At 67.2% G+C, this 12280-nt stretch carries 9 protein-coding genes and 2 pseudogenes; 4 read left to right on the top strand and 7 right to left on the bottom strand.

Features of this window, described 5'->3' with window-relative positions; translation table 11 throughout:
* The first annotated feature begins 15 nt into the window (after positions 1–15).
* The 4 genes and pseudogenes from J7528_RS21440 (at position 16) to J7528_RS21425 (ending at position 3453) form a co-directional block, all read left to right on the top strand.
* Positions 16–981, top strand: coding sequence for an ABC transporter ATP-binding protein (locus tag J7528_RS21440; protein ID WP_291878756.1), 966 nt, complete (start codon positions 16–18; stop codon positions 979–981).
* Position 982: 1 nt separating this feature from the next.
* A complete protein-coding gene (locus J7528_RS21435) occupies positions 983–1720 on the top strand; it encodes an ABC transporter permease (RefSeq protein ID WP_291878753.1) in 738 nt (245 codons plus the stop codon).
* A gap of 2 nt (positions 1721–1722) precedes the next feature.
* Positions 1723–2418 (top strand): annotated as a pseudogene (locus J7528_RS25635) (histidine kinase); the annotation flags it as partial.
* A gap of 429 nt (positions 2419–2847) precedes the next feature.
* The gene (locus J7528_RS21425) at positions 2848–3453 is read left to right on the top strand and encodes a response regulator transcription factor (protein ID WP_291878833.1); all 606 of its coding nucleotides are present in this window, start codon (positions 2848–2850) and stop codon (positions 3451–3453) included.
* Here the strand turns inward: J7528_RS21425 and J7528_RS21420 are convergent.
* The 7 genes and pseudogenes from J7528_RS21420 to J7528_RS25630 all read right to left on the bottom strand — a co-directional run.
* Entirely contained in the window at positions 3450–5021 is a 1572-nt protein-coding gene (locus tag J7528_RS21420; protein WP_291878750.1) for an MFS transporter, read from the bottom strand. The genes J7528_RS21425 and J7528_RS21420 overlap by 4 nt on opposite strands.
* 197 nt (positions 5022–5218) lie before the next feature.
* On the bottom strand, positions 5219–6328 hold the full coding sequence (locus tag J7528_RS21415; RefSeq protein WP_291878748.1) for a glycoside hydrolase family 88 protein: 1110 nt from the start codon (positions 6326–6328) through the stop codon (positions 5219–5221).
* A gap of 23 nt (positions 6329–6351) precedes the next feature.
* Positions 6352–10116 (bottom strand): beta-galactosidase, encoded by a 3765-nt coding sequence (locus J7528_RS21410; protein WP_291878745.1) that lies wholly within the window; start codon positions 10114–10116, stop codon positions 6352–6354.
* 2 nt (positions 10117–10118) lie between these two features.
* The gene (rhaM, locus tag J7528_RS21405; protein WP_291878742.1) at positions 10119–10454 is read right to left on the bottom strand and encodes an L-rhamnose mutarotase; all 336 of its coding nucleotides are present in this window, start codon (positions 10452–10454) and stop codon (positions 10119–10121) included.
* A 45-nt stretch (positions 10455–10499) separates the two neighbouring features.
* Positions 10500–11405 (bottom strand): amidohydrolase family protein, encoded by a 906-nt coding sequence (locus tag J7528_RS21400; protein ID WP_291878740.1) that lies wholly within the window; start codon positions 11403–11405, stop codon positions 10500–10502.
* A 13-nt stretch (positions 11406–11418) separates the two neighbouring features.
* Positions 11419–12171 carry an SDR family NAD(P)-dependent oxidoreductase gene (locus J7528_RS21395; RefSeq protein ID WP_291878737.1) on the bottom strand — a complete coding sequence of 251 codons (753 nt, stop codon included), beginning with the start codon at positions 12169–12171 and terminating at the stop codon, positions 11419–11421.
* A pseudogene (locus tag J7528_RS25630) lies at positions 12168–12280 on the bottom strand (2-hydroxyhepta-2,4-diene-1,7-dioate isomerase); the annotation flags it as partial. The gene J7528_RS21395 and the pseudogene J7528_RS25630, both read right to left, overlap by 4 nt.

Raw genomic sequence — 12280 nt, 5'->3', positions numbered from 1 at the left:
TGACGCCCGGCACTGATGCGCCGGGGCAGGGGGAGGCATGTTGGCTTCATATCGAGGGAGCCGACCATGTCACCCAATCTTCCGCCGCCTATCGCGGCGATCTCCAAGGCCGTGAAACGGCGGGGCGCGACTCTGGCCCTGAACGGCCTGGACCTGATGATCCGCCCCGGCCAGTGCGTGGCCCTGTTGGGTCCCAACGGCGCGGGCAAGAGCACCAGCGTCGCCCTGCTGACCGGCCGCCTGCGCCCCGACGCTGGTGAGGCCTCCCTGCTCGGCGGCGATCCGCGCGACCTGGCCGCTCGGGGGCGGATGGGCGTCATGCTGCAGGAGGCAGGCTTACCGCGCACTCTGAGCGTCCGCGAGCAGATCGACCTTTTCCGAGGCTACTATCGCAAGCCTCGCCCGACCGACGAGATCGTCCGTCTGGCCGGTCTGGAGGGGCTGGAGCGCCGCCGCTGCGGCGCCCTGTCGGGCGGTCAGCAGCGCCGCGTGCAGTTCGCCCTGGCCATCGCCGGCAAGCCGGACTTTCTGGTGTTGGACGAGCCGACCACCGGCATGGACATCGACGCCCGCCGCGCCCTGTGGAGCGCCGTGCGGGCCGAGATCGCCCGCGGCTGCGCCGTGCTGCTGACCACCCATCACCTGGACGAGGCCGAGGCGCTGGCCGACCGCATCGTGGTCATCGACCACGGCCAGGCCATCGCCGACGGCACGCCGGAAGCCATCAAGTCGCGGGTGTCGGGCGTGGCTATCCGCTGCCGCTCGCGGCTGTCTGACGCCGAGCTCTCGGGTCTGGCCCGCGTCACCGGCGTCAGCCGCGACGGCGGCCGTGTGACCCTGCTGACCACGTCGGCTCCCGCTACGCTCCGCGAGCTGCTGGCGCGCGACGAAACCGTCGATGACCTTACCGTCGCCGGCGCCTCGCTGGAGGACGCCGTCACCCGCCTGGTCGGAACCCAACGCCAAGCCGAGGCCGCCTGAGATGCACACCCTGTCCGTCTATTTCCGTGAAGCCCGCGCCCAGGTCCTGGCCACTTGGCGCACCCCGCAATTCCTGATCCCCAGCGTGGCCCTGCCGCTGCTGTTCTATGGGGTCATGGGCCTGGGTCTCAGCAGGGGGCGCGAGGAAGTCGCCCACTTCATGCTGGCCAACTATGTGATCTTCGCTGCTATCGCCCCGGCCATGTTCGGGTTCGGCGCGGGCGTGGCGGCCGAGCGCGAGGCCAAGCTGATCGAACTGAAGCAGATCGCGCCGCTGCCGGCCGGCGGCTACCTGATCGGCCGCCTGGCCGCCGCCTTGGCGCTGGTCGGCGCCTCGATCGGCTTGCTGGGCGTGCTGGCCTGGTTCGGCGGGGTGAAGATGGAGCCGGGGCGCTGGGCCGCGACCCTGGGACTGGGCCTGGCCTCGGCCATTCCGTTCGCCCTGATCGGTCTGAACGTCGGACTGCGCTTCAGCTCGCAAGGCGCCACCGCCATCGCCAACCTGCTGTTCCTGGGCTTCTCGCTGTTCGGCGGGCTGTGGATGCCGCTGAACATCATGCCCGATTGGTTCACCCGCATCGCCAAGGTCATGCCGTCCTACCACCTGGGCCAGCTGTCGCAGATGCTGTCGGGCATGCAGCCGATGGCCGATGTGCAGCAACACGTCTCGATCGTGGTCGGCATCAGCGTCGCGGCCCTGATCGGCGCGTGGGCGGCGTGGCGGCGGCAGATGGCTTGACCATGACGAGCCTCCCGCGCGACATCGCCGCCATGGATCAGAGAACACGCAGCACGGACGAAGCCCCGACCGGCCTCCGGCGTCACTGGAGCTTCGTGTTCCTGTCCTACCTGCCGTTCTACTTTATCTCGTGGTTCTTCAAGAAGCCTGGGACGCTGGAGTTCGTCTGCTCGATCGCGGGCCTGGTGGTCTTCCTGGTCCTGTTCTGGACGATCTGGCGCAGGCAAGGACGTCCGCTGCTGTGGCAGGTGGTGTCGATCTTCGCGATCGGGATCTCGCTATCGTCCTTCGCCGCGGGATGGAGCGTCTACACGATCTATTCGATGGCCTTCGCCTCGCGTTTGGCGCCGCGGCGGACGGCGGTCCGGACGATGATTATCCTGGAGATCGTGTTGCTGGTCGTGGGTCTGACCTTCTACCGGCACTTCTGGCAGATCTGGGCCTCTGGGGTGCTGTTCGGTGGCATCACGGGCTTTGCCAGCCTAATGCAGGTCGATGTCGAGCGGAAGAACCAGGAGTTGGCTCTGGCCCACGAGGAGGTCCGGGCCCTGGCCACGACGGCCGAGCGCGAACGGATCTCCCGCGACCTGCACGACCTCTTGGGTCACACCCTGACCTTGGTGGCGGTGAAGGCCGAGCTGGCCGCCAAGCTGGTCAGCCGCGACGCCGAGGCCGCCGAACGCGAGATGCAGTCTGTCGCCGCCGCCGCTCGCGAAGCGTTGGCGGAGGTCCGCACCGCCGTGGTCGGCATGAAGGGCGCCTCCCTGACGACCGAGCTGGAGCGCGCCAAGATCGCCCTAGCCGCCGCCAACATCCAGGCCGATATCTCCGCTGCCGAGATCGAGGGCTATCCCGGCCAGGAGGCGGTGCTGGCCATGGCGCTGCGGGAAGCGATCACCAACGTCATCCGCCACTCGGGCGCCTCGCACTGCAAGATCCGCGTGGCGCCCAGCCCCGTGGCCCTGACCCTAAGCATTGTCGACGACGGCAAGGGGGGGCGGCCTGGCGGAGGGCTCGGGCCTGAAGGGCATGCGCACGCGCCTATCGGCCATCGGCGGCGACCTCGATATCGTATCGGACAAGAGCGGAACGCGCCTGGTGGCCACCGCGCCTGTGGAGACTGCTTCGTGATCCGCGTCGTCATCGCCGAAGACCAGAAGATGGTGCTGGGCGCCCTCAGCGCGCTGCTCGAACTGGAGGGCGACATCCAGGTCGTCGGCCGCGCGCCCGACGGCCAGGCGGCGCTGGAGCTGGTGCGGTCCGAGAAGCCCGACGTGCTGATCTCCGACATCGAGATGCCGCACCTGACCGGCATCGACGTCGCCTCGCGGCTCAAGGCCGACGGCGCCAGCACGCGGGTGCTGATCGTCACCACCTTCGGCCGGCCGGGCTATCTGCGCCGGGCGATGGAGGCGGGGGTGAAGGGTTATCTGCTGAAAGACGGCCCCAGCAGCGTCCTGGCCGCCGCCGTCCGCACCATCGCCTCGGGAGGCCGAGCCATCGCGCCGGAACTCTCCGAAGCTATCTGGGACGCCGCGCCCGATCCGCTGACCGACCGCGAGCGCGAGATCCTGCGTTTGGCCGAGGAGGGGCGCTCGAACAAGGACATCGCCGAGGTGCTGGATCTCTCGCCCGGCACGGTCCGCAACTATCTATCGGAAGCGGCCCAGAAGCTGGGCGCGGCCAACCGCGTCGAGGCCGGCCGTATCGCGCGCTCGAACGGCTGGCTCTAGGCCCGACCCCAGAGGCGCTCCCACTTCCAGCCGGTCAGGTCCTCGACGATCTGCTTGGACTCGGGGCTCTCGGCCTCGGTGGCGCCGGCGCGCAGGCGCTCGACTTCGTGGACCAGCACCGCGTGGGTGCGGGCGTTGAGGTGGAAGCGCCACGAGATCAGCATCCCGGCGATCATCACGATCAGCGGACCGCCGACCATGACCAGCACCAGGGCCTGGATAGCGGACGGCGTCTGCACCGGCATCGGCTGGCCCTTGGCGGCCGAGACGAAGCCGCCCATGCCGATCAGGGTGGTGGTCACCAGGATCGCGCCGGACTGGGCGATCTTGCGCACGAAGGTCATGACCCCGGCGAAGATGCCTTCGCGGCGTTGGCCGGTGACGGCTTCGTCGACGTCGGGCAGGTAGTTGTAGACGCCCCACGGCACGAAATTCAGCGTGCCGCGGCCCAGGCCGGCCAGGATGATCGGCACGAACAGCCAGAACAGCACGGCCGGAGCCGCGCCCAGATTGAAGATATTGCCGCCCAGGCCCGCCACGCCCTCGGCGAAGCCCGCCGGCTTGATCAAGTAGAAGGCCAGGAACAGCAGCAGGGCCGCGCCCACGAAGCTGATCGCCATGCGATAGGCGGCGGTCGGGCCGGTGCGGATGATGACGCGGATGGCGATCATCACCGAGATCAGCTGGGCCACGTACATGGTCGTCATCAGCTGCGAGATCAGCAGGGTCGAGCCCAGCATCACCGTCGCCACGAACAGCGGGAAGGCGGTGTTGAAGATGTCCTGGCTGATATAGCCGCCCAGATACAGCGACAGGTGCTGGCGGAAGGCCTTGATGCGCAGGGTTGAGAACAGGTCGCGGAACATGTTGACCGGGATCATCGCCGCCTTGGACCAGTCCATCGGCTCGGGCTGGATCAGCTTCTCGGCCTCGGTATAGGGGCGCTCCCACGACAGCAGGACGACGATCGTCACGACGATGCTGAACAGCACGCCGAAGATGCCGGCCATGATCAGGAAGGTGTTGGGCGAGTCCTTGCCGCCGAAGTGGCTGATGATCAGGGTCGGCAGGTACGAGGCCAGGATCGCCGAGCTCTGGGCGATCAGCATCCGCGCGCCGGCGAACTTGGCCTTCTCCTTGTAATCCTTGGTCATCTCCGCCGCGAGGGTTTCCCACGGGATCAGGAACATCGTGTACAGGAACTCGAAGAAGACGAAGGTCACCAGGTAGTAGGCGAAGGTCTGGCCCGTGACGAAGATCAGGGCGAAGGCCGGCAGCAGCGGGATGGTGATGATCAGGAAGATCTTCCGCCGGCCGATCCTGCGCCCCACCCAGGTGTGGCGCAGGTTATCGGAGATATAGCCGATCAGCGGACAGGTGATGGCTTCCAAGAGGCGCGGCAGGCCCAGGATCAGGCCCGTCTCCACCGGCGAAAGCCCGCAGAAGGTGATGAAGAAATAGGCCAGCCAGCCGGTGATCACGGCCTGCGCGCCGGCCCCCAGCATGTCGCCGGAGCCCCAGCCCCAATAGTTCACCCAGGTGGGTTTGCGGATGTCCGGCGCGGCCATGGTGTTCTTCCCGAATGTCAAAGGGGTCTAGCGCCCCGCTAAGCTGTGGGTGTCACCGAAGCGAACCCTCCACCGCCGTCTTCCCGGCGAAGGCCGGGATCCAGAGTCATCCAGAGAGGCTCGTGGGTGTCATCTGGGCCCCGGCCTTCGCCGGGGAGACGGAAGAAATAATGGCGATCCGATCGCGAAGGGTGGTCCTAGATAAACGCCCGCTGGAACTCGCCCAGGGCCAGCATGGCCAGCGACTGGCCGTAGGGCATCGAGGTCAGCGGGATGTCCTTGTAGCCCTGGATCGTGTCGAACACCGGGGTGCCGAACGAGACCTGCTGCAGCTCGCCCTTGTCGTCGATATTGGCCAGCACGCCCTTGATGGCCCGGATGGCGACGGCCTCGTATTCCTTGCCGATGTAGCGCTTGCGCACGGCCTTCAGGACGCCATAGGCGAAGCCGGCCGTGGCCGAGGCTTCCAGGTACGAGGTCTTGTCGTTGATGATCGTGTGCCAGAGGCCGGTCTCTTGGTCCTGATATTGCGTCAGCGCCTTGATCTGGGCTTCCAGCGCATCGATCAGGAAGGCGCGCAGGCCGTCGCCGGGCTTGAGGTCCAGCAGCTCGATGAATTCGGGGATGGCGATCGTCACCCAGCAGTTCCCGCGCGCCCACAGGGCGTCGGCGAAGTTGTGACGGCCTTCGAAGGTCCAGCCGTGGAACCACAGGCCGGTCTTGCGGTCGGCAAGGTACTTGATGTGGACCATGAACTGGCGCTTGGCCTCCTCGACGAAGTCGGGGCGGTCGATCAGCAGACCGATCTTGGCCAGCGGCAGCACGCTCATCATCAGCGTGTCGTCCCACAGTTGCTGCGGGTTCTCGCTGTTGAAGACGATGTGCTGGAAGCCGCCTTCCTCGGTGCGCGGGCCCTCGTACATGACGTAGTCGGCCCAGGTCTCCAGATAGGGGATGTAGGTGTGGTCACCGGTGGCCTCGTACAGGTAGGCCAGGGTCAGGAACGGCGAGACGGTGTTGATGTTCTTGGTCGGGGTGCCGGCCTCGAAGCGGTCGGCGAACCACTTGACCATGATGTCGAAGGCGCGCTCGTCGCCGTGCATCTCGTACTGCTTCCACAGGCCGTAGAGACCCACGCCGTGGGTCCATTCCCAGTCGTTCCAGCCCTTGGTGTCGATGACGCGGCCGTCGTCCAGGCGCAGCAGGAACTCGCCGGTCTCGTCGGTGATGTCGACCAGGTTGCTGATCAGCGAGGCGATCTTGGCCTTGATGTCCTTGGCGTCGATGCCGTGGGCGAGATTGGGCACGGGTAGTCTCCAGTCGTCGGGTATCAGGGTTTGAAGTCGGGGGCGGGCACGCGGGCGACGGGGATCCCGCCGCGCACGGTCCGCAGGTTCACGAGCTTGACGGCCTCCAGGGCGTCGCCGGGAGCACCGTCGCTGGTTACCGCCAGGGCGATGGTGTTCTTGCCGCGCGGATCGACAATACCGTTTGGCAGCACGAAGGTCCGCTGCGGGCCGACATGGGCGATGAACTGGCCCATGTTCCAGCCATTGACGAAGATCAGCACGCGGTAGCGCTTGTTCGGCGAGCGCGGCCTGTCGGGATCGCCGATGGTCAGGCCCAGGGTGGTGTCCTGGTCCTTAGGCAAGGCGAGGTCGAAGCTGGTGCGGTACCAGGTGGTGCCGGCATAGGGCGTGGTTGCGGCCATGTCGGCCTTGGCCCAGGACGCGTCGGGGAAGCCCGGCAGGTGCCAGCCCTCGCGCTCGCCGTATTGGCCGCCGTTGTTGGGATTGCCGCGCACCGGGTCCTGGATGTCCTCGCCGCCTTTGTTGCCTTGGATCTTCCAGGCGATCGGCACGGCGAAGCTGTAGGTCCCCGGACCCGACAGCGAGGCCGAGACCAGGCCGCGGGCTTCCTTGTGGAAGTCGTCGGCGTCGAGGTCCCAGTTGTGGCCGTTGTTGCGGACCATGACCGAGAGGACGTGCTCGCCGGTCCCGCGCAGGTCCTCGGGCAGCTTGAAGGTCGCCACGCCGGTGGTGATCGGGCGGGGCAGGCCGCCGTCCAGTTCGTGCTCACCGAGGAACCGGCCGTCCAGCCAAACCTGAAGCATGCCAGCGCCGCCGGCCCCGTAGTGCAAGGTCAGGGTGTCGACGTCGGCCTGGCCCTGATAGCGGCCGCGATACCAGACATCGCCCTGGTGGAAGCCGTAGGTGCTCATGTCCAGCGCCGGCTGGCCGGTGGGGCCGCGCACGGTCGAGCCGCTGCGGCGGCCTTCGGTCTTCAGCCAGGCGGCGTCGTCGAACTTAGGATCGGCCTCGGGCGAGCCGGGGGCGGTCTTCCAGTCCAGCTTGGCGAGATCGGGCAGGGTGATGACGCCCGGGCCGGACAGCGCTTTGTCGGCCAGCAGGCTGCCCGAGGCGGTGGTCCTGGCGGCGACCTTGGCGCCGTTCCAGCGGAGGGACGTCACGGCCTTGGGCGCGAAGACCTCCAGCGGGCTGTCGGTCTCGGTGTCGCCGGTCAGGGAGAGGATCCCGCCCTTGGTCGCGTCGCTACGGACGAGGCCCGGACCACGCACCAGGGTGTTCTCGCGCTTCCAGAAGGTCTGGCCCGTCTCGGCGTCGGCCAGCAGCAGGGTCAGGGGCGGGCGGCCGCCGCCGGTGATCCGCACGCGGGCCAGGCCCTTGTGCTGGTAGGTCAGCTTCAGGTCGCCCTTGGCGGCGTCGAAGGCCGAGGCTACATCGCCCTCGAGCACCTCGACCTTGGGCGCGGACGCATAACGCAGCACCGTCTCGCCCGCCTCGCCGGCCCGGCCGTAGAGTAGGGCCAGATCGCCGTCGTTCCACTTCAGATGCGTCTGGATCTCGGACGTCGAATAGACCAGCCGCTGGCCGCCCAGGTCGTAGCTGGCCATCAGCATCTTGCTGTCCTGGCCCTTGATCCGGCTCGGGACCACATACTCGCCGTCGCGGGTCTTCAGCTTGAAGGTGAAGGCCTCGTCGCCGGTGGCGCTGCTGGGATTGTGGACCACTACATAGAGGTGGCTGCCGGTCTCGGCGTTGACGTTGTGATAGACGCGGACCTTGTCGTTCGATGGAACGACGGCCTCGCCTTTGTCCATGCGGGTCAGGTCGGGGACGGCGGCGATGAACTCGCCCATCTGCTTGGTCACCCGGATCTTGTCGCGCAAGGCCCGCGTCTCGTCGATCGCCGAGCCGTAGTCGTATGAGGTGAACACCACCGGGGCCGGCAGCCAGCCCCAGCTGGTGCCGCCATAGGTCATGTAGAAGCTCTGCAGCGTCAGGCCGTTGGCGATGTTGGTTCCATAGAACACCCGCTGATAGCCGACGCCGCGATGGATGGCGGTGCAGTCGTAGTCGCCGTTGCTGCCCCAGTAGTCGAACCAGCCGCCGCCGAACTCGGCTAGGAAGCCGGGCGTATTCGGGCTGGCCAAGGCCCCGCCCTTGGCGCCGTTCGCGCCATAGAGGCCCCAGTCGGGCGCGATGCCCGGACTGGCCGGCTTTGAGTCCACCCGGCAGTTGCCGCCCGGATAGCCGTCGAAGGCGTAGAGGTCGTTGGGGCCTTCCACCGTGCCGGGGACGTTGGAGCCCTTGGGCACCCAGTAGCCGTTGCGGCCCTTGTCATTGTGGAAGATCGGGACGGTGATGCCGTCGGCTTTCGCCTTGTCGTACAGCCACTGCATGTAGCGCTGCTGTGGGGCGCCGACGACGTCCAGTTCGTTCTCGATCTGGTGGGCGATGACCGTGCCCTGGCCGGTGGTCAGCTGGTGGCGAGCGATGACCGCGTTGATACGTGTCAGCCACTCGTCCGAGGCGGCGATGTATTCCGGCGCGTCGGTGCGGGCGCGGGCCGCCTGATTGACCATCCAGCCGGGATAGCCGCCCCGGGTCAGCTCGGCGTTCACGTACGGCCCGGCGCGGGTGATGACGTACAGGCCTTCTTCCTTGGCCATGGTCAGCACGCGGTCCATGTCGCGCACGCCGGTGAAGTCGTAGACCCCCTGCTTGGGCGAGTGGTAGCCCCAGTCGAAATAGATCGCGACCGTGTTGTAGCCGCTGGCCTTCATCTTCTGGAGGATGTCGCGCCACAGGTCGGGGCTCGGCACGCGGAAGGGGTGGAACTCGCCCCCCCATGAGAAGATGCGCTGGCCGTCGACCTTCAGGGAGTACTTGTCCCAGGTGATCTTGTGCGCTTCGGCGGGCTTGGTCGCGACCGCCTGATCGCCGCCTTCCTTCAGCACCGTGAAGTGACGCACCGTGCCGGAAAGCTCAGGCAGTTCAGTCTTCTGGCTCCAGGTCCTGAAGCCGTCTTTGCTGTCGGAGTACCAGTAGCGCTTGTCCTGGTAGGCGTCGAAATAGATCCGCCAGGCGCCGTCCGGCGTGCGGCTCATGGCCGGGCCTTCCAGGTAGCGGCCCCAGCCGGCCCAGTCGCCCGTACCCTTCGGCGCCCATGACCCGTCCAGCGACGGGGCGGTGTAGAGCTCGATGAACTTGCTCGTCTCGTTCTTGGCGAAGGCCTGGTACTGGCCGTCCTGGCGGACCACGAAGGTGTCGATGAAGTTCGGGCCCAGGCCCGACAGGATCTTGGGCGCACTCCAGCTGGCCAGCGAGGCGTCGGACGCGACGATGCGATAGGGCTGGAATTGGCCGGCGATGCCGGTGGTCGAGACCGACAGGATCAGGCTGATCGAGCCGTCCTGGTCGACGAACCACTCTGGCGCCCAGCTGTTGGTCGCGCCGGGAACGTCGATCTTCACATCGCGCAGGAAGGTCCAGTCGGTCAGGTCCCGGCTGCGAGCCAGGCCGATCGTGTCGCCGGTCCAGCCGGTGGTGTATGCGACATAGTACCAGCCGTCGGTATGCTTCATCACGCTGGGATCGCGGATGAGGCCCTTGGGCGGCGTGTAGGCCAGCGGCTTCTTCAGCGTGAAGCGTGTGCCGTCCGCCGAGTCGTACACGCTCATGTTCGACTGGCTGGCGTTGGTGAACGCCGTCATCGTGTAGCGGACGGGCTCGGCCAGAGCGGTGGTCGCGAGCAGCGTGGCCATCAGGCCGAGAGCGGGGAGGGCGCGCATGCTCAGCCCTCGAAATAGAAGACGGGCTTCAGCGGCCACTCGACGGGCTTGTTGTCCGGATGGACCTCCATCAGGTCGGCCATGAAGTCCCACCAGCGCTTCATCACCGGTTGCAGCGGCAGGGCGTCCTTCTTGTTGTCGGGGTGCAGGCGCAGCACGGCGAAGAGGCTCATGGTCTCCTCGTCCAGGAAGATCGAATAGTCGTGGATGCCCGCGTCGCGCAGGGCCTGCGCCAAGTCCGGCCAGAGTTCGTCGTGGCGGCGCTCGTACTCGGCGGCGACGCCGGGCTTCAGCTGCATGCGGAAGGCGAGGGGGCGGCTTTCCGTCGTCGTCGTCATCGTCTTCCTCCCGAGTGTCGTCTTTTTGTTTTTGTCTTGGTCTAGTCAGCCCAGCCGGTAGATCCGCCTGGCTGTTCCCGCGAACAGCGCGTCGCGCTCGTCGTGACTGAAGCTGGCCGTGATCGCGTCATAGGCGGCGTAGAAGCCGCCGAAGCTGCCGTGCGCCCGCTCGACCGGGAAGTTGCTGGCGAACATGCAGCGCTCGACCCCGAAGGTCTCGATGACCTGGAGCACGAACGGCTTGAGGCTGGCGGTGGTCCACGTCCGATCGACCATGGCCAGGCCCGAGATCTTGCAGGACACGTTCGGACGCTGGGCCAGCACGGCTAGGCCTTCGCGCCAGGCGACTAGACCCGCCTCGTCGCGATCGGTGGGCATGCCGGCGTGGTTGACGATCAGCGGGATGTCCGGATGGGCGTCGGCCAGCTGCGCCGCGGTCGCCATCTGCGAGGCGTAGAGCTGCAGGTCGAACGACAGGCCATATTTGGCCAGCAGGGCAAAACCCTTGCGCCACTGGTCGTCCAGCAGCTTGTCGGTCGGGCCGTAGGTCTTGGCCGGGTCCTTATGCCAGTTCACGATCTGGCGGATGCCGCGAACGTTCCGGCGCGCGGCGTGGGCCGCCAGCATCGCCTCGACGTCGGGATCATCCAGGTTGGCGCCGGCGACGATGCCGCCGATCACGCCGCGCTGGTCGGCGATGCTTTGCAGCCAGTCGGTCTCGGACAGCTGGTCCTTGGGCGGCAGGCCGCACTCGACATGCACGACCTGGACGACGTTCCAGCCCTTCGCATCGGCCAGATAGTCGTCCAGCCCATAGGACTTGTAGGCGATCCCGGACATGTCGCCGGCCGGGTTGTTCGGCAGCGGCGTGTCCTGGAGCCAGGCGTAATAGTGCCGATCGAGGTCCCACAGATGCATGTGGGGATCGACGATGGGGCCCGTGTACGCCATGGCTCCAGTATCCTTAGAAAGTGGTCCGGCCGCCGGAGGTGTCGAAGGTCGAGGCGGTGGTGAAGCTGCACTCCTCCGACGCCATGAAGCAGACCATGGCGGCGCTCTCGTGGACTTCGCCCAGGCGACCCATCGGGATCTTGCCCTTCATGTACTCGACCTGGCTGGCGGGCAGCTGCTCCAGGATCGGGCTCTCGAAGGTGGCCGGGGTCAGGCTGTTGACGATGACGCCCTTGGTGGCCAGTTCCTTGCCCAGCGACTTGGTCAGGCCGATCACCGCCGCCTTCGACGCCGAATAGGCGCCGGCGTTAGGATTGCCTTCCTTGCCGGCCACCGAAGCGACGTTGACGATCCGGCCATAGCCCTGGGCGATCATGATCGGCGCCACGGCCTTGCAGCAGTAGAAGACGCCGTTGACGTTGATGTCGAACACGCGCTTCCAGCTGTCGGTCGGGTACTCATAGACCGGCGCCGTGGCGCCGGTGATGCCGGCCGAGGCGACCAGGATGTCGATGCGGCCCAGGGCCTCGCTCGACGCCTTGCCGGCGGCCAGTACGGCGGCCTCGTCCGAGACGTCCAGCGCGACGGTGAAGCTGGTGCCGACTTCTTCGGCCGCGGCCTTCAGGCCATCGGCGTCCAGGTCCCACAGGGCGACCTTGCCGCCTTCGGCGACGATGCGGGCGGCCACGGCCTTGCCCAGGCCCGAGGCGCCGCCGGTGACGACCGCGACGCGGCCGGCGAAACGATTGGGATAGACGGTGCTCACTGGGCGCCGTCCTTCGACCAGGCCACGACGATCTGGCGCTGCTCGCCCAGCTTCTCGATGCCGAGACGGATCTCGTCGCCGGCCTTCAGGTAGACGGGCTGCGGCTTCT

The organism is Caulobacter sp. (assembly GCF_017744445.1).
In the GTDB taxonomy this organism is placed as follows: domain Bacteria; phylum Pseudomonadota; class Alphaproteobacteria; order Caulobacterales; family Caulobacteraceae; genus Caulobacter.
Note: the sequence above shows the minus strand (reverse complement) of the source record. Positions and strands in the feature narration are given on the sequence as shown.